At 59.7% G+C, this 19,624-nt stretch carries 22 protein-coding genes; 9 read left to right on the top strand and 13 right to left on the bottom strand.

What is annotated here, in order from left to right; genetic code table 11:
- Positions 1-176: 176 nt before the first annotated feature.
- Genes ACV8MC_RS02340 through ACV8MC_RS02330 form a run of 3 tightly spaced genes read right to left on the bottom strand, consistent with a single transcriptional unit; the run spans position 177 to position 3,560 of the window.
- Positions 177-1,082, bottom strand: a complete 906-nt coding sequence (locus ACV8MC_RS02340) for an acyltransferase (protein ID WP_056782964.1) — start codon at positions 1,080-1,082, stop codon at positions 177-179.
- A complete protein-coding gene (pta, locus tag ACV8MC_RS02335) occupies positions 1,083-3,182 on the bottom strand; it encodes a phosphate acetyltransferase (RefSeq protein WP_457264349.1) in 2,100 nt (699 codons plus the stop codon). It lies immediately after the preceding gene.
- A gap of 51 nt (positions 3,183-3,233) precedes the next feature.
- Positions 3,234-3,560, bottom strand: a complete 327-nt coding sequence (locus tag ACV8MC_RS02330; RefSeq protein ID WP_082530248.1) for a DUF3565 domain-containing protein — start codon at positions 3,558-3,560, stop codon at positions 3,234-3,236.
- Between ACV8MC_RS02330 and ACV8MC_RS02325 the strand changes: the two genes are divergently transcribed.
- From ACV8MC_RS02325 to ACV8MC_RS02315, 3 genes are all read left to right on the top strand, one after another.
- Complete coding sequence (locus ACV8MC_RS02325) at positions 3,529-4,014, top strand: FKBP-type peptidyl-prolyl cis-trans isomerase (protein WP_056782966.1); 486 nt, start codon at positions 3,529-3,531, stop codon at positions 4,012-4,014. The genes ACV8MC_RS02330 and ACV8MC_RS02325 overlap by 32 nt on opposite strands.
- Positions 4,015-4,137: 123 nt before the next feature.
- Complete coding sequence (locus ACV8MC_RS02320) at positions 4,138-4,620, top strand: glutathione peroxidase (RefSeq protein WP_041477992.1); 483 nt, start codon at positions 4,138-4,140, stop codon at positions 4,618-4,620.
- A 212-nt stretch (positions 4,621-4,832) separates the two neighbouring features.
- Positions 4,833-5,936, top strand: coding sequence for an NADH:flavin oxidoreductase (locus tag ACV8MC_RS02315; protein WP_150636122.1), 1,104 nt, complete (start codon positions 4,833-4,835; stop codon positions 5,934-5,936).
- Between the two features lie 127 nt (positions 5,937-6,063).
- Here the strand turns inward: ACV8MC_RS02315 and ACV8MC_RS02310 are convergent, their stop codons facing one another.
- Both ACV8MC_RS02310 and cysZ read right to left on the bottom strand, forming a co-directional pair.
- The gene (locus tag ACV8MC_RS02310; RefSeq protein ID WP_095180386.1) at positions 6,064-7,263 is read right to left on the bottom strand and encodes a glycosyltransferase family 4 protein; all 1,200 of its coding nucleotides are present in this window, start codon (positions 7,261-7,263) and stop codon (positions 6,064-6,066) included.
- A 40-nt stretch (positions 7,264-7,303) separates the two neighbouring features.
- Positions 7,304-8,056, bottom strand: coding sequence for a sulfate transporter CysZ (gene cysZ, locus ACV8MC_RS02305; protein ID WP_038861129.1), 753 nt, complete (start codon positions 8,054-8,056; stop codon positions 7,304-7,306).
- A gap of 313 nt (positions 8,057-8,369) precedes the next feature.
- Between cysZ and trxB the strand changes: the two genes are divergently transcribed.
- Positions 8,370-9,332 (top strand): thioredoxin-disulfide reductase, encoded by a 963-nt coding sequence (trxB, locus tag ACV8MC_RS02300; RefSeq protein ID WP_016771656.1) that lies wholly within the window; start codon positions 8,370-8,372, stop codon positions 9,330-9,332.
- Positions 9,333-9,522: 190 nt separating this feature from the next.
- Here trxB and ACV8MC_RS02295 read toward each other — a convergent pair whose 3' ends face one another.
- The 5 genes from ACV8MC_RS02295 to ACV8MC_RS02275 all read right to left on the bottom strand — a co-directional run bounded on the left by ACV8MC_RS02295 (position 9,523) and on the right by ACV8MC_RS02275 (position 12,029).
- Complete coding sequence (locus ACV8MC_RS02295) at positions 9,523-9,861, bottom strand: HopJ type III effector protein (RefSeq protein WP_039759326.1); 339 nt, start codon at positions 9,859-9,861, stop codon at positions 9,523-9,525.
- Positions 9,854-10,150 (bottom strand): DUF1244 domain-containing protein, encoded by a 297-nt coding sequence (locus ACV8MC_RS02290; RefSeq protein ID WP_056782977.1) that lies wholly within the window; start codon positions 10,148-10,150, stop codon positions 9,854-9,856. The genes ACV8MC_RS02295 and ACV8MC_RS02290 overlap by 8 nt, the downstream gene beginning before the upstream one ends.
- Before the next feature lie 96 nt (positions 10,151-10,246).
- Positions 10,247-10,618: a dihydroneopterin triphosphate 2'-epimerase gene (folX, locus tag ACV8MC_RS02285; protein ID WP_016771653.1), complete on the bottom strand. Its 372-nt coding sequence runs from the start codon at positions 10,616-10,618 to the stop codon at positions 10,247-10,249.
- Positions 10,619-10,690: 72 nt separating this feature from the next.
- On the bottom strand, positions 10,691-11,401 hold the full coding sequence (gene folM / locus ACV8MC_RS02280; RefSeq protein WP_457264345.1) for a dihydromonapterin reductase: 711 nt from the start codon (positions 11,399-11,401) through the stop codon (positions 10,691-10,693).
- Between the two features lie 58 nt (positions 11,402-11,459).
- Positions 11,460-12,029 carry an antibiotic biosynthesis monooxygenase gene (locus ACV8MC_RS02275; RefSeq protein ID WP_041477999.1) on the bottom strand — a complete coding sequence of 190 codons (570 nt, stop codon included), beginning with the start codon at positions 12,027-12,029 and terminating at the stop codon, positions 11,460-11,462.
- Positions 12,030-12,240: 211 nt separating this feature from the next.
- Here ACV8MC_RS02275 and ACV8MC_RS02270 point away from each other — a divergent pair, with 211 nt between their 5' ends.
- The gene (locus ACV8MC_RS02270; RefSeq protein WP_095180389.1) at positions 12,241-13,200 is read left to right on the top strand and encodes a MerR family transcriptional regulator; all 960 of its coding nucleotides are present in this window, start codon (positions 12,241-12,243) and stop codon (positions 13,198-13,200) included.
- Between the two features lie 3 nt (positions 13,201-13,203).
- Here ACV8MC_RS02270 and ACV8MC_RS02265 read toward each other — a convergent pair whose 3' ends face one another.
- On the bottom strand, positions 13,204-13,809 hold the full coding sequence (locus ACV8MC_RS02265) for a hypothetical protein (RefSeq protein ID WP_024011639.1): 606 nt from the start codon (positions 13,807-13,809) through the stop codon (positions 13,204-13,206).
- 54 nt (positions 13,810-13,863) lie between these two features.
- A complete protein-coding gene (locus ACV8MC_RS02260) occupies positions 13,864-14,340 on the bottom strand; it encodes a PAS domain-containing protein (protein WP_457264343.1) in 477 nt (158 codons plus the stop codon).
- 154 nt (positions 14,341-14,494) lie between these two features.
- Between ACV8MC_RS02260 and ACV8MC_RS02255 the strand changes: the two genes are divergently transcribed.
- The 4 genes from ACV8MC_RS02255 (at position 14,495) to ACV8MC_RS02240 (ending at position 17,874) form a co-directional block, all read left to right on the top strand.
- A complete protein-coding gene (locus ACV8MC_RS02255; protein ID WP_041478001.1) occupies positions 14,495-14,950 on the top strand; it encodes a flavodoxin in 456 nt (151 codons plus the stop codon).
- A 175-nt stretch (positions 14,951-15,125) separates the two neighbouring features.
- Positions 15,126-15,908, top strand: coding sequence for a class II aldolase/adducin family protein (locus tag ACV8MC_RS02250; protein ID WP_041478002.1), 783 nt, complete (start codon positions 15,126-15,128; stop codon positions 15,906-15,908).
- Positions 15,908-16,810: an alpha/beta fold hydrolase gene (locus ACV8MC_RS02245; protein ID WP_150636130.1), complete on the top strand. Its 903-nt coding sequence runs from the start codon at positions 15,908-15,910 to the stop codon at positions 16,808-16,810. The genes ACV8MC_RS02250 and ACV8MC_RS02245 overlap by 1 nt, the downstream gene beginning before the upstream one ends.
- 152 nt (positions 16,811-16,962) lie before the next feature.
- Positions 16,963-17,874: an SDR family oxidoreductase gene (locus ACV8MC_RS02240; protein ID WP_041478004.1), complete on the top strand. Its 912-nt coding sequence runs from the start codon at positions 16,963-16,965 to the stop codon at positions 17,872-17,874.
- A gap of 255 nt (positions 17,875-18,129) precedes the next feature.
- Here the strand turns inward: ACV8MC_RS02240 and ACV8MC_RS02235 are convergent, their stop codons facing one another.
- Complete coding sequence (locus ACV8MC_RS02235; protein ID WP_457264340.1) at positions 18,130-19,203, bottom strand: S-type pyocin domain-containing protein; 1,074 nt, start codon at positions 19,201-19,203, stop codon at positions 18,130-18,132.
- Positions 19,204-19,624 lie beyond the last annotated feature (421 nt).

Genomic DNA, 19,624 nt, shown 5'->3' with positions numbered 1-19,624 from the left:
TCATTGGACGCTCCGCGTCCGCTTCGGCAGGGACGCGGAGCGTCCCGGGCTGCATTCCCACGCGGAGCGTGGGAACGATCAACTGTGGAGCGAGCCTGCTCGCGAAAGCTTTATCTCATTCAACATCTTTGCAAGCTGATCCACCGCTTTCGCGAGCAGGCTCGCTCCCACAGGGGTCAGTGTTTGGGTGGATATTCGCGGTGCATCTGCTCCAGCAACGCATCCTTGTCCAGCCACAGCTGATTGATCCAGCCCTGGAACTGCAATCTATACTCGCCGTCCTGGTCGTAGTTCTTGCCGATGAATGCCGGCGGGATTTTGATTTCCTCAAAATGCACCACCACATCGCGCACATTGCCGCAGAGCAAATCCCAGAACCCTGGACGCCCCGCTGGATAATGAATCGTCACGTTGACGATCGACTCCAGCTGTTCGCCCATCGCATCCAGCACAAAGGCGATCCCGCCGGCCTTGGGCTTGAGCAGGTACTTGAACGGTGACTGCTGCTGCGCATGCTTGCCTTCGGTGAAGCGTGTGCCTTCGACGAAGTTGAAAATCCCCACCGGGTTATGGCGGAATTTCGCGCAGGTCTTGCGCGTGGTTTCCAGGTCCTTGCCTTTCTTCTCCGGGTGTTTTTCCAGGTACGCCTTGGAGTAGCGCTTCATGAACGGAAAGCCCAGCGCCCACCAGGCCAGCCCGATTACCGGGACCCAGATCAGCTCCTGCTTGAGGAAAAACTTCAGCGGTTGAATCTTGCGGTTGAGCACGTATTGCAGCACCAGAATATCCACCCAGCTCTGGTGGTTGCTGGTGATCAGGTACGAGTGCTGATAGTCGAGGCCTTGCAGGCCGCTGACGTGCCAGCGGGTGCGCCGTACCAGATTCATCCAGCCCTTGTTGTTGCTGATCCACGCCTCGTGGGTGTGGCTCATCAGCCAACCGGCAATGCGCTGGGTAAAGGCAAACGGCAGGGCCTTGACCAGCGCCACACAGAACAGAAACGAGCACAGCAGAATCGTGTTGAGCGCCAACAGCAGCGAGGCGATCACGCCGCGCACGGGGGCGGGTAGAAAATCCAGCATTTACACATCCATAGGTCGGTTGGCGGCTTGAATCGCGGTGAGCGCGATGGTGTAGACGATGTCATCGACTTGCGCGCCGCGCGGCAGGTCGTTCACCGGTTTGCGCAGGCCTTGCAGCATCGGCCCGAGGCTGACGCAATCGGCGCTGCGCTGCACGGCTTTGTGCGTAGTGTTGCCGGTGTTCAGATCGGGGAACACAAACACCGTGGCGCGCCCGGCGACCTGACTGTTCGGCGCCAGTTGCCGGGCGACGTCGGCGTTGGCGGCGGCGTCGTACTGCAACGGGCCGTCGATCAGCAGCGAGTTTTGTTGCTCATGAGCCAGCAGAGTCGCCTCGCGGACTTTCTCGACTTCTTCACCGCGGGCCGATTCGCCGCTGGAATAGCTGATCATCGCCACCCGTGGAGTGATACCGAATGCGGCCGCCGAGTCAGCGCTTTGCAGGGCGATTTCGGCCAGTTCTGCGGCGCTCGGGTGCGGGTTCATCACGCAGTCGCCGTAGACCAGCACTTCTTCCGGGAACAGCATGAAGAACACCGACGACACCAGCGTGCAGCCCGGTGCGGTCTTGATCAATTGCAAGGCCGGGCGGATGGTGTTGGCGGTGGTGTTGATCACACCCGAAACCAGGCCGTCGACCTCATCCAGCGCAAGCATCATGGTGCCGATCACCACGGTGTCTTCCAGTTGCTGCTCGGCCATCGGTGCGTTGAGGCTTTTGCTCTTGCGCAGGGCGACCATCGGCTCGACGTAACGCTCGCGGATGCGGTCCGGGTCAAGGATTTCCAGACCCGGCGGCAGCACGATACCTTGCGCGCGGGCGACCGCTTCGACGTCTTCGGGCTTGGCCAACAGCACGCAGCGGGCGATCCCGCGTTCCTGACAGATCGCCGCCGCTTGCACGGTGAACGGCTCGCTGCCTTCGGGCAAGACGATGCGCTTGTTCGCCGCTTGCGCTCGCTGGATCAATTGATAGCGGAACACTGCCGGCGACAGGCGCATCTCCCGAGGCGTACCGCAGCGCTGATGCAGCCAGTTGGCGTCGAGGTGGCTGGCGACGAAATCGGTGATGATCTCCGCGCGCTCGCGGTCATCGATCGGGATTTCCTTGTTCAGGCCATTGAGCAGATTGGCGGTGTCGTAGGAGCCGGTGCTCACCGACAACACCGGCAGACCGGCCTGCAACGCGCCCCGGCACAGGTCCATGATGCGCGGGTCGGGCAGGGTGTCACTGGTCAGCAACAGGCCGGCCAGCGGCACGCCGTTGATCGCTGCGAGGCTGACGGCGAGGATGATGTCGTCGCGATCGCCCGGCGTCACCACCAGCACGCCGGGCTTGAGCAGCTCGACGGTGTTGCGCATGGTTCGTGCGCAAATGATGATTTTGCTCATGCGCCGGGTTTCGTAGTCGCCCGCGTTGAGCACTTGCGCGCCCATCAGGTCGGCGACGTCGCGGGTGCGTGGCGCATTGAGTTCCGGCTGAAACGGGATGCAGCCAAGCAAGCGGAAATCACCGCTGCGCAGCAACGGCGAATGCTCCTTCAGACGCGTGGCGAAGGCGTCCATGCTCTCGTCGGTCTTGACCTTGTTGAGGATCACCCCGAGGACTTTCGGATCTTTCGGGCCACCGAACAATTGAGCCTGAAGCTCGACACGGCCAGAAAGCTCGGCGAGCACTTCGTTTTCCGGCGCCGAGACCAGAATCACCTCGGCATCCAGACTCTTGGCCAGGTGCAGATTGACCCGCGCGGCGTAACTGGCGCTGCGGGTCGGCACCATGCCTTCGACCACCAGCACGTCTTTGCCAACCGCCGCTTGTTGATACAGGGCGATGATTTCTTCGAGCAGTTCGTCGAGCTGACCGTCGCCGAGCATGCGTTCAACGTGCGCCAGGCCTAACGGCTGCGGCGGTTTCAGACCGTGGGTGCGCGCCACCAGTTCGGTGGATCGCTCAGGGCCGGTGTCGCCGGGGTGCGGCTGGGCGATCGGTTTGAAGAAGCCGACTTTCAGCCCGGCGCGTTCAAGCGTGCGCACCAGCCCGAGGCTGATGGAGGTCAGACCCACGCCAAAATCGGTGGGGGCGATAAAAAAAGTTTGCATGGGAATTCTCTATGCAAGGGTGTCAGCCTATGTCTGGCCGACTACCGAAATTCAGTCGCCAAGGTTATCGCTAACCGAGCCTTGTGCACACCAACCGCAGGCAAAGGGTTGACCTGTTTTTTCAATACGTTGCGCCGGATCCAGGACCCAGGCGCGGGTTTGCCACGGCGGCTGGTGGCGCAGGTGCTGGGTGTGGCCACAGGAAAGCTCGACCACCCAATGGCCATCTTCGTCCTGATGAAAGCCGGTGATGGTCGAAACCCGTTTGTCCGGGTTGTGGTCGCTTTCACGCGATTGCTTCGCTAAACTTGGCCTTTCTATATTCTTATGCAAAAGGTCTCGCCCCATGCTGATCGCCGCCAATAAGGCTGTCTCCATCGACTATACCCTGACCAACGACGCTGGTGAGGTCATCGACAGCTCCGCCGGCGGCGCTCCGCTGGTTTACCTGCAAGGTGCAGGCAACATCATCCCGGGCCTGGAAAAAGCCCTGGAAGGCAAAGCTGTCGGCGACGAGCTGGAAGTGGCCGTTGAGCCGGAAGATGCTTACGGCGAATACGCCGCCGAGCTGGTCAGCACCCTGAGCCGCAGCATGTTCGAAGGCGTTGACGAGCTGGAAGTCGGCATGCAGTTCCACGCTTCGGCGCCGGACGGCCAGATGCAGATCGTCACCATTCGTGACCTGGACGGCGACGACGTCACCGTTGATGGCAACCACCCTCTGGCCGGTCAGCGCCTGAACTTCAAGGTTAAGATCGTTGATATCCGTGACGCCAGCCAGGAAGAAATCGCTCATGGTCACGTCCATGGCGAAGGTGGCCATCACCACTGATTTTCTGCGCTAAGCTTCGAGTACTGGAGAGGCGCCTGTGGGCGCCTTTTTAGTCCGCGGCTGTCCTTGGTGGCCTCGCCAAGTGGCTGTTTCGAGTAGAACACGAGAATCCTGGAGTTCGGCATGAGTGCTTTTCACGACCTTAAGTTGACCGCCCTGGATGGTCAGGAGCTACCGCTGGCGCCGTTCAAGGGCCAAGTCGTGCTGGTGGTCAACGTGGCCTCCAAATGCGGCTTGACCCCCCAGTACGCGGCACTGGAAAACCTCTACCAGCAATACAAGGCCAAAGGCTTCACTGTGCTGGGCCTGCCGTGCAACCAGTTTGCCGGTCAAGAGCCAGGCTCGGAAAAGGAAATCCAGGAATTCTGCAGCCTCAACTATGGCGTGACGTTCCCGTTGGCGAGCAAACTCGAAGTCAACGGCCACGAACGGCATCAGTTGTATCGCCTGCTGGCGGGCGAGGGCGCCGAGTTTCCCGGCGACATCACCTGGAATTTCGAGAAGTTTCTGCTCGGCAAGGACGGCCGGGTGCTGGCGCGGTTCTCGCCGCGCACGGCGCCGGATGATCCGACCATCGTGCATGCGATTGAAAAAGCGCTGGGCTGAAAAGTAGCATCAAAAGATCGCAGCCCTCGGCAGCTCCTACAGGGAGAACACCAATCTCGTGTAGGAGCTGCCGAAGGCTGCGATCTTTTGCTTTTCAATCTTTTGATCCTTAATCACCAAAATCAATAATGCTGTTCAGAGCTCTCGACTCTTAATATTATCGGCGTCATATCGATTCATGCCTGTAGCCAACGTTTTCGTGGAGCCTCTCGATGCCTGTTCAAGCCCTGTTCAAACCGTTCCACCTCGGTGCCCTCGAACTGCCGACCCGCGTGGTCATGGCGCCGATGACCCGCTCGTTCTCCCCGGGCGGCGTGCCGAATTCAAAAGTCATTGAGTACTACCGTCGACGTGCGGCCGCTGGGGTTGGCCTGATCATCACCGAAGGCACCACGGTCGGCCACATCGCGTCCAATGGCTATCCAAACGTGCCGCAATTTTTCGGTGACGCGCCGCTGGCCGGCTGGAAAAAAGTTGTCGACGCCGTGCACGCCGAGGGCGGCAAGATCGTTCCGCAACTGTGGCATGTCGGCAGCGTACGTCGCCTTGGCACCGAGCCGGACGCCAGCGTGCCGGGCTACGGTCCGTCGGAAAAACTCAAGGACGGTCAGGTCGTGGTTCACGGCATGACCAAACAGGACATCCAGGACGTGATCGCCGCGTTTGCCCAGGCGGCCAAAGATGCGCAAAGCATCGGCATGGACGGTGTGGAAATCCATGGCGCTCACGGTTATCTGATCGACCAGTTCTTCTGGGAAGGCAGCAATCAGCGCACCGACGAATACGGTGGCAGCCTGGCCAACCGTTCGCGTTTTGCCATCGAATTGATTCAAGCAGTACGCGCGGCTGTCGGTGAGGGTTTCCCGATCATCTTCCGCTTCTCGCAGTGGAAGCAGCAGGATTACACCGCGCGTCTGGTGCAAACACCCGAAGCGCTGAGCGAGTTTCTCAAGCCGCTGTCTGACGCTGGCGTGGACATTTTCCACTGCTCGACCCGACGCTTCTGGGAGCCGGAGTTCGACGGCTCGGATCTGAACCTCGCTGGCTGGACCCGCAAGCTGACCGGCAAACCGACCATCACCGTGGGCAGCGTCGGCCTGGACGGCGAGTTCCTGCAGTTCATGGTCAACACCGACAAGGTCGCGCAACCGGCCAGCCTGGAAAATCTGCTGGAGCGTCTGAACAAAGAAGAGTTCGACCTGGTAGCAGTGGGCCGCGCGCTGCTGGTCGATCCGGACTGGGCGCAGAAAGTCCGTGAAGGACGTGAGCAGGATATTCTGCCGTTCAGTCGTGAGGCGTTGATGACCCTGGTTTAAGCAGCGCCAGTTCGACCTTTTCGCGAGCAGGCTTGCTCCCACCCTCTACTGCATTTCATATGACGGAATGCGGTGTCCATGTGGGAGCGAGCCTGCTCGCGAACGCTGTTTATATGTCGACGCAAATCTATGGTTGTGTCTGCGCCCCAGGCACCACCAACTCCCCCGCACAAGCCCCCCGCAAATACCCCTCGAATTGCTCGATAATCGCCGCCCAGCCCTGGCGACTGCCATGCTGCCGCGCATTCAGCCGCACACAACGCAACCGTTCATCTTCCTCCAGCAACCACGCCGCCGCTTCGCAAAACGCCTGCTCATCGCCGGGCATTGCCGAAACGCCGTTGTAGCCATGGCGAATATGCTGCGCCGCCGCTGCCTGGTCATAAGCAATAACGCCAAGTCCCGAAGCCAGGGCTTCCAGCACCACATTGCCGAAAGTTTCGGTGAGGCTGGGAAATACAAACAGATCCCCTGAGGCATAGTGCGCCGCCAGTACTTCACCCCGCTGCGCGCCGCAGAAGATCGCTTCCGGCAATTCTTTTTCCAGCGCCGAACGCTGCGGGCCGTCACCGACCACGATCAGCTTCAGATGGCGCTGTGGATAAGTCTCACACAGGGTTTCAAAGCAGCGTTTGAGCAGGCCCAGATTTTTCTCCGGGGCGAGCCTTCCTACGTGGATGACCGCGATATCCGTGTCAGAGAGCCCCCATTGCTCACGCAACGCGCTCTGACGTTTGCTCGGATGAAACAACTGGCTGTCCACACCCCGCGACAACAACGCCAGCCGCTCGAAATGCCGCCGCTCCAACTCCAGGCGCTGACTGGCGCTCGGCACTAAAGTCATTGCCGAACGATTGTGAAACCAGCGCAGGTAGTGGGTAAGCATCCGCGTCAGCAGACCGAGGCCGTACTGGCTGGTGTATTGCTGGAAGTTGGTGTGAAAGCCGCTCACCACCGCAATCCCCAGGCGCCGTGCGGCACGCAGTGCCGACAATCCCAGCGGGCCTTCCGTGGCGATGTACAGCACATCGGGGCGCTGGCGTTTCCAGCGCCGCAGCAGTTTATGCATCGACGACTGGCCCCATTGCAGCCCCGGATAGCCCGGCAGCGGCCATCCGCGACACAGCAACAGTGCATCGTCTTCGCTGCGTTGTGGATCACCGGCCTGGCGCGGGCGCACCAGCTCCACCTGATGCCCTCTTGCGCGCAAACCCTCGCACAAGCGGCCAAGGGTATTGGCCACGCCGTTGATTTCCGGTGGGAAGGTTTCGCTGATGAGGGTGATATGTAGAGCTGTCGTCATGACCTCAGTGTCGGCTGAGGCCATGTCGACGTTGTGACATTTGGATGATGGATTTGTGACGCGGTCAGTGCTGTATCACCAGATTTTCGGCACCACGTTCACGCACCCAGAACAACGTCGCCCCGGCTACCGCCGCCGGCATCATCAGGATGTTGACCACCGGAATCAGCAACACCAGATAGACGATCCCGCCAAAACTCATGCTCTGCCAGCGCTTCTGCCGCAGCCAGGCGAGCATCTCGTTCCAGCCGAGTTTGTGGTTATCCGCCGGGTAGTCGATGTACTGGATGGCCATCATCCACACGCCGAACAGCAGCCATAACGGCGCGGCGACGATATTTACCACCGGGATGAACGAAAGGATGAACAGGCCAATGGCGCGCGGCAGGAAGTAGCCGAGCTTGCGCATTTCACGGGAGAGGGTGCGCGGGATCATCGCGATCAGTTCGCCCCAGCTGAACGCCGGGAAATCATCGGTGCCGCGCACCACCACTTCAACTTTTTCCGCGAGGAAACCGTTGAACGGTGCGGCAATGATGTTGGCGAGCATGGTGAAGGTGAAAAACACCATCAAGGCCACGAGGACCACGAACAGCGGCCAGAGGATATAGCTGAGGAAACTCAGCCATTCAGGCAATGACGGCATCAGCGTGTCGACCCACAGGCTGAACTGGTGGCCGGCCAGATAGATCAATCCGACGAACAGCACCAGGTTGATAGCCAGCGGCAACAACACGAACAGGCGCAGGCCAGGGCTCAGGACCAGTTTGAGGCCTTCGCGCAGGTATTGCGGGCCTGACAGAACAGGGGCGGGCATAAGGTGCTCCGAAGCAAGGGAAAACGCGCCGACGTTACCGGCTTTGCCACAGCGGCGAAAGCGCGGCAGAGCAATCGACATTCACTGTAACAAAGAGGTCTATCTCGTCAGCGTCTCGGCATAGAGACCACCTATGAGCTGGATTGTTAAACCGTATTTCCTTAATCTTGCCCCCCTCGATACGCTGCACCCAACTTTTTACAGGACTGTCGAGTTCAAGCCTTCCCCAAGGTGTCCACGGTCCTTTTTTATTCCGCCGGCCGTCCGGCGTCCGCGCCAGATTTTTTCATGGCCGGCCAACAGGAGCAGATTCATGTCTGAAGTCCGTCATTCGCGAGTGATCATTCTCGGTTCCGGCCCCGCCGGTTACAGCGCTGCGGTCTACGCGGCCCGCGCCAACCTCAAGCCACTGCTGATCACCGGCATGCAGGCCGGCGGTCAACTGACCACCACCACCGAAGTCGACAACTGGCCGGGCGATGTCCACGGCCTGACCGGTCCGGTGCTGATGGAGCGCATGCGCGAGCACGCCGAGCGTTTCGAGACCGAGATCGTTTTCGATCACATCAACGCCGTGGACTTCGCTGCCAAGCCGTACACCCTGACCGGCGACAGCGCCGTCTATACCTGCGATGCACTGATCATCGCCACCGGCGCCAGTGCGCGTTACCTGGGCCTGCCGTCGGAAGAAGCGTTCATGGGCAAAGGCGTGTCGGCCTGCGCGACCTGCGACGGTTTCTTCTACCGCAACAAGCCGGTCGCCGTGGTTGGCGGTGGCAACACCGCTGTCGAAGAAGCGCTGTATCTGGCCAACATCGCCAGCACTGTGACCCTGATCCACCGTCGCGAAACCTTCCGCGCCGAGAAGATCCTGATCGACAAGCTCAACGCTCGTGTGGCTGAAGGCAAGATCATTCTCAAGTTGAACGCCAACCTGGACGAAGTCCTCGGCGACAACATGGGCGTGACCGGTGCGCGCCTGCGCAACAACGATGGCAGCTTCGACGAGATCAAAGTCGACGGCGTGTTCATCGCCATCGGCCACACCCCGAACACTTCGCTGTTCGAAGGTCAGTTGACGCTCAAAGACGGTTACCTGGTTGTGCAGGGCGGCCGTGAAGGCAATGCGACTGCCACTAGCGTCGAAGGCATCTTCGCTGCCGGTGACGTGGCTGACCACGTTTACCGTCAGGCCATCACCTCGGCCGGCGCCGGTTGCATGGCGGCACTGGACACCGAGCGCTACCTGGACGGCTTGCAGAACGCCACGTTCTAAGACCGCAGGGCATAAAAAAAACCGGCCAGATTGGCCGGTTTTTTTGTGCCCGAGATTCGCAGTCGCCACGCATCCAGTGTGGGAGCGAGCCTGCTCGCGAAAGCGGTGTATCAGTCGACATCAACGTTGAATGTCAGTCCGTCTTCGCGAGCAGGCTCGCTCCCACAGGGGGCATGTGTGGCTGTTGGGATCAGCGGCGGTTCAGGGGTTGGGCGCTGAATTTCACCCCGGCCAGGCCGTGCTTGATCAACGCGCGGATATTGCCGTGATCGCTGCCCTCAGGCGTCGCCAGCACCGAACGGTAATGCTCGCCGAACGCCAGCAGCGCTTCTTCATCGCTCAGACCTTCCAGCAGTGCCAGGCCCAGGGTCTTGCACGAGCCTTCGTTCTGCCCGGCAGCATTTTCCACGCCGCCGTTGTTGAATGCTTGCGGCTGGTAGTCGTAACCGGCGGCGATGAACGCCAGGGTGTCGGCGAAAGCATGCTCGCCACTCTTGAGGCTGGCGCGCAGGGTGTTCAGATCAGTCATTGGGTTTTCCTTTGGCAAACGCTGCTTGCTGCTCGGCGCTGGCTTCTTGCTGGTATTGGGCTTTCCACTCGGCGTAGGGCATGCCGTACACCACTTCGCGGGCGTCATCGAGGCTGACCTCGATCTGACGTTGGTCGGCTTCGGCCTTGTACCATTTCGACAGGCAGTTGCGGCAGAACCCGGCGAGGTTCATCAGGTCGATGTTCTGCACGTCCTTGCGGCTGTCGAGGTGGGCGACCAGTCGGCGAAAGGCGGCGGCTTCGAGTTCCAGGCGTTGTTGATCAGTCATGGGGGGTCTCTTCGAGACAGCTTCAAGCGGCAAGCTTCAAGCTGCAAGATGGGTGTCTGTGAGCAAAGTTTACAGCTTGCGGCTTGAGGCTTGAAGCTAGCGGCTCGCTGCGAGCGTAATCGATACCGATTCGGCGAAGCGCAGCGCGTGGGGCTTGTCGACTTCGACTTCGGCGTACAGCACCGATGCATTGGTCATCACCAGGTCGAGCAATTCCTGAGTCAGGCGTTCGAGCAGCGCGAAGCGGTTGCCTTCGACGTGGGCGATGATTGCCTTGGTGATGGTGCGGTAATTCAGCGCATGGTCGATATCGTTGTCGCGCACCGCCTCCTGCGCTGCGTACAGAATGGTCAGGTTGATCAGCACATCCTGCTTGTTGAGGATTTCGTCCTCGTTGATGCCGATAAAGGTGCGCAGGCGCAGATCCTTGACCCGGATGCGCGCCATTCCCGGTTGAAGTTGTGGCATTGATTTGCTCCGTCCAGTCTATTGCAGGCGTTCAGGTGGATCTTACTCGACTCGCGGCTGAAGCGGGACGGCCTATTTGACGTGCCGGCCGCCGTTGACGGTCAGGGTCGTGCCAGTGACATAGGGATTGTCGAGCAGATAGCGCAGGCTCTGGTAGATCACCTCGCTGCCGGGCTCGATACCCAAGGCGGACTTGGCCAGCGCCTTGGTGCGGTACGCCGCGTCATCGTCGAGGTTGAACAATAACAGCGCGGGGGCGATGCCGTTGACCTTGATGGCGGGCGCAAAGCGCGCGGCAAACGACAGGGTCAGACTGTCGAGCCCGGCCTTGCTGGCGCAATAACCGATGTGCTTGCTGCTGCCTTTGCGGGTGACATCGTCGCTGATGTGGATGATGTCGGCAGGCGTCGAGCGCTGCAGCAACTCGGCGCAGTGCAGGTTGATCAGGTAAGGCGCGAGCATGTGAATGTTGAACATGCGATTGAAGGCTTGTGCTTCGCTGCCCTGGGTTTCCGCCAGCCATTCGGAGGCGTTGTGCACGACGGCGCGCAAGCTGTCGGTGTGGGCTTTCAGCGCATCGATGAAGGCAAGAATCCCGGCCTCGCTGGAAAAGTCCGCGAACAGCGCTGTCGCGCCAAGATCGCGAAGGGCCTGTACGCCCGGTCGCTCGGTGCGGTAAGTGAAAATCAGCGGGTGGCCATCCTCGATCAAGCGCTGCGCGCAGTGCAAACCGACACGCTGGCCGGCGCCGGTGATGAGGATCGGGGCTGCGGAATCTGGCATGGGCGGCTCGCATCGCGGTTGAAGCGAAAACTATAACAGGCTCGCCGCCCGCTGCAGATCAGCGATTCTGCGCCGACGGTGCGCCAGCCAATGGCCTCGTCGGCGTGCTGTTCAACCAGTTCGCCAGCAGACGCGTCGACAACGGGATGAAGAAATACACCATCAGCGGCGTCAGGCACGCCGTGCCGATCAAGATGCGCGGCAACAGGCTCAGCTCAGCGAGGAGCGGGCCGAGGGCAAAGTTGAATATCAGCGACACCGGAAAAAACGCCAGCCAGATCGCCACGGCCTGTTTCCAGCGCGGCGGGCGTTGGCCGGCAGCACCAAACCAGCCTTCAATGCCGCTGACCCGGTGCTCTTTAGGATGTTCGAACAAATCGCTGCCGCGGTTAAGCCAGGCGGTACGCGACGCCGAGTATTCCCACGCATGCAGGGTCTGCTCATCGACAAAGCGAAAGATGATCTGGAATTCGTTGTCACCGGGCGGTGGCGCGAGGACGCCGGAGCCGAGGTAGCCGGGGAAGTCGGTGGCCAGTTGCTCGCCTTCGCGCAACCAGGCGATAAGATCGTGATAACGGCCATCAGCGACGCGACGCGCTACCATTAGCGTGACGGGGGAAGTAGACATTTTGTATCTCCGTATTTCGAGTGCGTCGCTCCGGGTAAGAACTTCGCCTGACGCAAGCCGGGGTAGAGGCTTGCGCTTTACAACAAGCAAGGATTATTCCTGAATTTGCCGATTAAACCAGCCACTTTCGTCGCAGATCACTACTTGAAGGTTTCCAGTCCATCATGTTTAAAATGGGATCCAATGAACCGACATGGAAGTTGACCGCCAGATGCCTGTAATCACGGACCCTCGCCCGGCTTCGACAGCACTCGGCACGATCGAGCGCGAAGAGCTTTTTCCCATCCGCGAAGTGGCGCGCCTGACTGGCGTCAACCCGGTGACCCTGCGTGCCTGGGAGCGCCGTTACGGACTCATCCAGCCGACCCGCACCGAAAGCGGGCATCGTTTGTATTCAATGAACGATATCGAGCGCGTGCGCAGCATTGTCGACTGGATCGATCGCGGCGTGGCCGTGAGCAAAGTCGGCAAGATCCTGGCGAAAACAGAGCCTCTGAAGGTGCTGGCAAACTTCATCCCCGATGACCATGTGCAGGCCGATTACAAGCAATGGCAGGAGCAGGTTCAGCAGGCGGTCAGTGCGTTCGACGATCAGCAGCTGGATCGCGTCTACGGGCAGATTTTCTCGTCGTACGCGCTGCCGGTGGTGTTCGAAGCCATTCTGATGCCGTTGTGGCGTCAACTGCTGCAGCGCCAGGACGCTTTCGGGCAAACCAGCGAATGGTTGTTTCTCGACGGATTTCTCAGGGTGCGTGTACTGCAGCGCATTGTCATGTTGCGTGGTGCGCAACCGCGCCGGGTGATTGTCAGCGCGCTCGCGGGGCAGTGCAGAGAGCTTGAGTTGCTGGTCGCGGCGCTGTTTCTCAGCGGCAACGATTCTGGCGTGCGGGTGCTGACCACGGGCCAGCCGTTCGATGAATTGACGCTGGTCTGCGAAAAGGTCAAGCCTGACGCACTTGTACTGTTTTCCAATCATGCCCCCGGTCCAGAGCTGCCCCGGCGCCTGAATCGTCTGGCACTGAGCCTCGATTGCCAATTGATGTTGGCCGGCGATGCCTCGGAACTGGCCGAAGACAGTCTGGCCGGTTCATCCGTTGCATGTCTGGGGAATGAGGGCGCAACGATGCGTCAACGCATGAAGCAATTCATGGCAGGCAAGCTGGATACCTGAGACTCAGGCGTGCAGGGCGGGGTGGGTCAGGCGATGCTGTTGAAGGATGAACTGGCGCAGGCGCTCGGTTTCGTCGGCATCGGTCTGGCTCAGTTCGTAAGCGAAGAAACCTTGCTCGGTTTCACGCTCGAAATGGCCGCGCAACGAGATGCGCTCATAACCGGAAGGGCTGAACCACAGGGCGAAATGTTTCGGTGGTTTGGTCTTGTTGCGCACTTCCAGCAACACACCTTTGTGCGACACCTCGTGCACCCACAGCGTGCCGGGCTGGCCTTTGGCGTTTTCCAATGCCACCGGCTCCTCGAGTACGAGACGCCATGGGCGCACCATCGGCCCGTCTTCGTAGATGCTCGGCACCCCGAGACGCAGATGCAGTGCGTGGAACTCGTCTTCCACCAGATGCAGCGGGAAGGTCATCTGCTGATTTTCGAAGTTGGCCTGGATCGTCACCTGCTCGTGAGCAGCCAGACGTGTCAGCAGGTCACGGATCTGCGAACCACCATTAACCAGCAGACTCGACGTTGCATCCCGCACGTTCAGTTGCGGGTTGTGCTGCATTGTCTGGATGAAATCCAGCTCGTCCTGGGTGAGGAGGGCGTCGCGCTGCATGGCTAACTCGAAGTGAATAGTTACAAAGTCATTGGTGATTGTAGTTAATGACCGTCAGTTCGCGGTTTTGTTTGCGCCGTTCGTCGCTTTGAGTGCCGCCAGCTCGCTTTGCAGCGCCGCCAGTTGAGCTTCGAGCTGCGCAACCCGCTGCTGCGCCTTGACCTGAACCGTCACATCTTTCTGCACACCGATGAAATAGGTCTGCCCGTCATCGGCATTTTTTATCGTCGACAATGACAATTCGTTCCAAAACGGCGTGCCATCCTTGCGATAGTTGCGCAGGATTTCCCGGCAGGAACCGCCTTCACGCAATGTCTCGCGAATCAGTTGCAGACTTGGTTGATCACGGTCTCCAGCCTGCAAAAAACGACAGTCCTGGTAGAGGATTTCCTCACTGCTGTAACCGGTCATGCGCTCGAAGGCAGGGTTGACGTAAATAAGGATGTTGTCCTGCTCGCCTTCCTTTTCAGCGACCACGATTCCGTCATTCGACGCATTGATCACCATTTGCAGCAGGCTGGCGTTGATCATCCGAGAATCCCTTCCGTTATGTCAGTGGCAGGCATTCTAGAAGAAAGCCGCGGACTGTCTATAGGCCATCAGCTTCCATTGAGAGCCAATCGCAACTTCGCGGCATGGGCTGTTACTATCGCGACTCTTTTTTTTCAGTTCCAGGATCAGATTGATGAAAGTCGCCATCCTCTCAGGTTCGGTCTACGGCACCGCCGAAGAAGTCGCCCGCCACGCCCAGAACCTGCTGAAAGCCGCCGGCTTTGAAACCTTCTACAACTCGCGGGCCGCGCTGGCCGATATTCAGGCGTTCGCTCCTGAGGCTCTTTTGGCCGTCACTTCGACCACTGGCATGGGCGAGCTGCCGGACAACCTGCAACCGTTGTATTCGATGCTGCGCGATCAGTTGCCTGCTTCGTTGCGGGGCCTGCCCGGCGCGGTGATTGCCCTCGGTGATGCCAGCTACGGCGACACCTTCTGCGGCGGTGGCGAGCAGATGCGCGAACTGTTTGCCGAACTGGGCGTAAACGAGGTTCAGGAAATGTTGCGCATCGACGCCAGCGAAAGCGTCACGCCGGAAACCGATGCCGAGCCGTGGCTGGCGCAGTTGATCGAAGCGCTCAAGGGCTGATTGCGGGCAATAATCGCTGCACCTTCCAAGCGTTGTTGAATTGCAACGGATCCAGGCTGTTTGCCCGGCTGACTCGTTCAGTCATCAAGCTGGCTGCCAATGCAACTACGCGATGCCCTGCGCCTGACTAGACTGCTGACACGAGCAGAACAAGAAGAACGCAGAGGTGCATACAGTGAGCGTAGCCCCCGTCCAATCGTCGCCGAACGTCAAAGATCAGGTCAGCGCTGCCGAGTGGCAGACCCGCGTTGATCTTGCCGCCTGTTACCGTCTGGTGGCGCTGCACGGCTGGGACGATCTGATCTTCACGCATATCTCGGCCAAGGTGCCCGGCACCGAAGATTTCCTGATCAATCCGTTTGGCCTGATGTTCCACGAGATTACCGCCTCAAGCCTGGTGAAAGTCGATCAGGCCGGCAACAAACTCATGGACAGCCCCTACGAAATCAACCCCGCCGGCTACACCATTCACAGCGCCGTCCACGAAGTGCGCCACGATGTGGTTTGCGTGCTGCATACGCACACTGCGTCAGGCGTTGCAGTGTCGGCGCAAAGGCAGGGGGTGTTGCCGATCAGTCAACAGTCGTTGTTCGTGTTGTCGAGCCTGGCCTATCACGCCTACGAGGGCGTGGCCCTGAATCATGAAGAAAAGGCGCGCCTGCAAGCCGATCTTGGCGACAACAGTTTCCTCATGCTGCACAACCACGGTCTGCTCACCTGCGGCGGGACTATCGCCGACACTTTTCTGATGATGTTCACTTTCCAGCGGGCCTGCGACATTCAGGTCATGGCGCAGACTGGAGGGACCGAACTGATCGCCATCGAACCGCAGATTCTCGCCGGCGCCAAAGCGATGATTGCCGGCGTCACCAAGAGCGCGCAGGGCATGGGCGGCGCGCTGGCGTGGCCGGCGCTGCTGCGCAAACTCGACCTGCAGGATCCGGGGTATAAATTCTAATGCCACTTGCCGAGATTCCTTTGTGTGTCTGGCGCAAGCGCAGCCGGACTTTTGTCTTTCGTGGCCAGTCGATCCGCTACTGGACAGTCGGGCAGGGTGAACCGCTGTTGTTGATTCACGGTTTCCCCACCGCCAGTTGGGATTGGCATTACCTGTGGCAGCCACTGGCCCAGCGTTATCAGGTGATCGCCTGCGATATGCTCGGTTTCGGCGATTCGGCAAAACCGCGCAATCACACCTATAGCCTGCTGGAACAGGCCGATCTGCAACAGGCGCTGCTCGCCCATCTGCAGGTTGAACAAGCGGTGCATATTCTTGCCCACGACTATGGCGACAGCGTTGCTCAGGAACTGCTCGCGCGGCACTACGAAAAGCGCATTGAAGTGGCCAGTTGCGTATTCCTTAATGGCGGTCTGTTTCCGGAAACTCATCGTCCACTGCTGATGCAGAAACTGCTGCTCAGTCCGATTGGCTGGCTGCTTGGTCGCGCATTCAGTCGTGAGGCGTTGGTCAAAGGTTTCCGGCAGATCTTCGGCCCGCAGACCCAGCCGACTGAAAGCGAACTGGATGATTACTGGAGTCTGGTCGACAGCAACCATGGCCCGCGCATCCTGCATAAATTGATCACTTATATCCCCGAGCGCCGGGTGCAACGTGAGCGCTGGGTGACGGCCATGCAGCAGGGTGACATTCCCTTGCGGGTGATCGACGGCGCATTTGACCCGATCTCCGGCGTGCACATGGTCGAGCGATATCGCGAACTGATCCCTGATGCAGACACCGTGCTCTTACCCGGCATCGGCCACTATCCGCAAACCGAGGCGCCGGTGCTGGTACTCAAGCACTATCTGGCGTTCCGCGATCGTCTGGTATTGCCTCCGCGCAAAGTGGCGTACTCCTGATTCTCGCCGAGAGCACGGGCTCTCGGCGTCCTGACACTCGATCATCCCTCAGCCTTATCGCCCACCATTCAGCCGCAGCCGTGTTCGTTGTGACCCAAAGCGCCGTGCCTGACACTCGGGGCAATATCCCTTGGCCTGCTGGAGTTGCCGCGATGAATGAACCTGTGCGTTTCGAAGATAAAGTCGTGATAGTGACCGGCGCCGGTGGCGGCCTCGGTCGTGCGCATGCGCTGCTGTTCGCCAGGCAGGGCGCCAAAGTGCTGGTCAACGATCTCGGTGGCTCGACGCAGGGCGAGGGCGCCAACGCTTCGGCTGCCGACCGCGTAGTGGCGCAAATCCGCGAGGCCGGCGGTATTGCCGAAGCCAACCACGACTCGGTGACTGACGGCGACAAACTGGTACAGAACGCCCTTGATGCCTTCGGCCGCGTCGACGTCGTAGTCAACAATGCCGGGATCCTGCGCGACAAGTCGTTTCACAAGATGGACGACGCCGACTGGGATCTGGTCTATCGCGTCCACGTCGAAGGCGCCTACAAGGTTACCCGTGCCGCCTGGCCGCATCTGCGCGAGCAAAACTACGGTCGCGTGATTTTCACTGCATCGACTTCAGGCATCTATGGCAATTTCGGCCAATCCAACTACGGCATGGCCAAACTCGGGCTGTACGGGTTGACCCGAACGCTGGCGATCGAAGGACGCAAGAACAACATTCTGGTCAACGCCATCGCCCCGACCGGCGGCACGCGCATGACCGAGGGCCTGATCCCGCCGCAAGTATTCGAGCAACTGAAGCCGGAACTGGTCAGCCCGCTGGTGGTGTATCTGGCCAGCGAGCAATGCCAGGAAACGTCCGGCCTGTTCGAAGTCGGCGGCGGCTGGATGGGCAAGGTGCGCTGGGAGCGCAGCCTCGGTGCCGGCTTCGATCCGCGCGAGGGGTTCTCGCCGGAAGACGTCGCGGCGCACTGGCAGCAGATTTGTGATTTCGAAGGGGCGGCGCATCCGAAGGACAATATTGAAGCGTTGAAGGAAATGATGGCGAATTTGCAGAAGTATTCGATTTGAAGGTAACGGAGCCACCAGCCTTCGCGGCTGGTGGCTCCAGTTTTCAAATGTATCTTTGTTCTGTCATGAACTTGGGCGGCTTCCAGTTAGGTCCTTTGATAGCGAGGCCCTTTTCCCCCTCCAGCAAAATCCCGGCAGCGAAGAGCCGAGAGTACGACGCTTCCAGGGTCCCATACTCGTTGATCAGGTCTCGATTGTGGCGTCTGATCATCATGTCCAGATGTGGCGTTGCCTGAAGTAACGCGAACACAGTGACTATGTCATTTCATCTCCAGTCTCGTCTGGGTTGAAACCACGCCCGCTGTGCTTTCCCTTTTCGGTTGCCCCCTCATAAGGACTACTGAACACCACATAAAGCGGCTCTATCCCCGAATCAGCCGGAAACACGATGATGAATCGATCCCAGCCTTCGACCAGGATCGGGTTCAGATCCAGCAGCCCTTCAACCGGAAAAATGGAAGCGCCGGAATAGGCGGGCGAATCGGTATCCGCTATTGGCAAGGCGGTCGATTGGTCTCCCGGCGAGATAGCCGGAGTCCAGGTCAGCAAGTCGGTGGGCGAGTTCGATAGCGCGACCTGGTATACGTCGTTGAGCAAATCGTATGCGGCATTGAGGACCATCACACTTGAGCGAATATGGAAGTCATCACTCGTAGCGACGAACACTTGCGTGCCAGCCCCGAGTCGCCTGACCCCTAGCCCGACCTGCATCTCCAAAGTGCCCTGCCGGTCTGCGATTTCACGCAGCGTCTCGGCCGGCTCGGACGACAACTCGGCCAGTGGAACGCTCATCGCAAAGCGTTCGCCGTTGCCCAGAGGTGACGGCATCAACAGTGCTGCGAATCCCATCAGTACCGGACTGCCGAACAGCGTCGTGCCCGTCGCTGTCAGGGTCGCTTTTGCCGTACGTAGCGCATTGAGTATTCCCGCCGAGGTAGCCGGGCCGAGCGGGACGGCTGTCGAAGCGAAAGAAACGGCCGGGCCGTTGCGGGCCACTGCTCCATAAGCCGGAAAGACATGCTTGCGTTCCTCCTGTAACCGAGCCTGTTCTGCCGCATTGGCCAGCGCCGCTGCTTCAGCTTTGGCTTGTGCCTCGGCCTGGGCGATTTTCAACTCAGCCAGCCGCTCTTTCTTCCGAGCTTCAGCCTCAGCATTCAGGCGCGCGGTCTCAGCCGCCAGTCGAGCCTGTTCGGTATCCCGACGCTGTTTCTCCGCCAACGCGGCCAGACGCGCCTGTTCGCGTACGCGGATTTCTTCCTGCTCCCGGCGCACCGCTTCGGCAATGTCACGCTGGCGCGGATCCAGTTCTAACGGTGGAGGCTTTGGCATATTCATATCCTTGTGAATGTGCGTTTTCACTCGCTCGAAAGTGCGCACGGGTGGCGATGACATCCGTGTCACCAGCGAATGGTTGAGGTGTTTCAAGTTACATCAGAGTGGCGGTAATCAAATCCGAGAAGCCCGTCGGTAACAGGGCGTTATGTCGAAAGGGTTTTCGCGGGTTTTCATCGATGCAGAGGGAATTCGTCCGAGCTTCGAAGAAATGTCTGACGCGCTGATCGGAAGCGCTCCCGAACCGCTAACCAGCCTTTTTAAACGCCCATAAAAAAGGCCGCTGCAAACGCAGCGGCCAAGGTAAGACGTTGGATCAAGGAGCTACAAATCAACGTCAGTGAACACCGGGGCGGTAAACCGAAAACATCGATTTATCCAGAATCTGTAGCCAGTCGCTCGCGATTCAGCGTGGCGA

The sequence above is a fragment of the Pseudomonas sp. PK-RTE-24 genome (assembly GCF_054052265.1).
The sequence above is the reverse complement of the archived record's forward strand: the minus strand, read 5'-3'. Positions and strand labels throughout refer to the sequence as shown.

Excerpts from the sequence above, each read along its gene's own strand:
- ACV8MC_RS02235 (WP_457264340.1), bottom strand. The coding sequence starts at position 19,203 with ATGCCAAAGCCTCCACCGTTAGAACTGGATCCGCGCCAGCGTGACATT.
- ACV8MC_RS02290 (WP_056782977.1), bottom strand. The coding sequence starts at position 10,150 with ATGACTGATCAACAACGCCTGGAACTCGAAGCCGCCGCCTTTCGCCGA.
- ACV8MC_RS02315 (WP_150636122.1), top strand. The coding sequence starts at position 4,833 with ATGCCTGTTCAAGCCCTGTTCAAACCGTTCCACCTCGGTGCCCTCGAA.
- ACV8MC_RS02340 (WP_056782964.1), bottom strand. The coding sequence starts at position 1,082 with ATGCTGGATTTTCTACCCGCCCCCGTGCGCGGCGTGATCGCCTCGCTG.
- ACV8MC_RS02240 (WP_041478004.1), top strand. The coding sequence starts at position 16,963 with ATGAATGAACCTGTGCGTTTCGAAGATAAAGTCGTGATAGTGACCGGC.
- ACV8MC_RS02330 (WP_082530248.1), bottom strand. The coding sequence starts at position 3,560 with ATGGAGACAGCCTTATTGGCGGCGATCAGCATGGGGCGAGACCTTTTG.
- folX (WP_016771653.1), bottom strand. The coding sequence starts at position 10,618 with ATGCCACAACTTCAACCGGGAATGGCGCGCATCCGGGTCAAGGATCTG.
- pta (WP_457264349.1), bottom strand. The coding sequence starts at position 3,182 with ATGCAAACTTTTTTTATCGCCCCCACCGATTTTGGCGTGGGTCTGACC.
- trxB (WP_016771656.1), top strand. The coding sequence starts at position 8,370 with ATGTCTGAAGTCCGTCATTCGCGAGTGATCATTCTCGGTTCCGGCCCC.
- ACV8MC_RS02325 (WP_056782966.1), top strand. The coding sequence starts at position 3,529 with ATGCTGATCGCCGCCAATAAGGCTGTCTCCATCGACTATACCCTGACC.
- ACV8MC_RS02260 (WP_457264343.1), bottom strand. The coding sequence starts at position 14,340 with ATGATCAACGCCAGCCTGCTGCAAATGGTGATCAATGCGTCGAATGAC.
- ACV8MC_RS02265 (WP_024011639.1), bottom strand. The coding sequence starts at position 13,809 with ATGCAGCGCGACGCCCTCCTCACCCAGGACGAGCTGGATTTCATCCAG.
- cysZ (WP_038861129.1), bottom strand. The coding sequence starts at position 8,056 with ATGCCCGCCCCTGTTCTGTCAGGCCCGCAATACCTGCGCGAAGGCCTC.
- ACV8MC_RS02245 (WP_150636130.1), top strand. The coding sequence starts at position 15,908 with ATGCCACTTGCCGAGATTCCTTTGTGTGTCTGGCGCAAGCGCAGCCGG.
- folM (WP_457264345.1), bottom strand. The coding sequence starts at position 11,401 with ATGCCAGATTCCGCAGCCCCGATCCTCATCACCGGCGCCGGCCAGCGT.
- ACV8MC_RS02275 (WP_041477999.1), bottom strand. The coding sequence starts at position 12,029 with ATGTCTACTTCCCCCGTCACGCTAATGGTAGCGCGTCGCGTCGCTGAT.
- ACV8MC_RS02270 (WP_095180389.1), top strand. The coding sequence starts at position 12,241 with ATGCCTGTAATCACGGACCCTCGCCCGGCTTCGACAGCACTCGGCACG.
- ACV8MC_RS02255 (WP_041478001.1), top strand. The coding sequence starts at position 14,495 with ATGAAAGTCGCCATCCTCTCAGGTTCGGTCTACGGCACCGCCGAAGAA.
- ACV8MC_RS02320 (WP_041477992.1), top strand. The coding sequence starts at position 4,138 with ATGAGTGCTTTTCACGACCTTAAGTTGACCGCCCTGGATGGTCAGGAG.
- ACV8MC_RS02310 (WP_095180386.1), bottom strand. The coding sequence starts at position 7,263 with ATGGCCTCAGCCGACACTGAGGTCATGACGACAGCTCTACATATCACC.
- ACV8MC_RS02295 (WP_039759326.1), bottom strand. The coding sequence starts at position 9,861 with ATGACTGATCTGAACACCCTGCGCGCCAGCCTCAAGAGTGGCGAGCAT.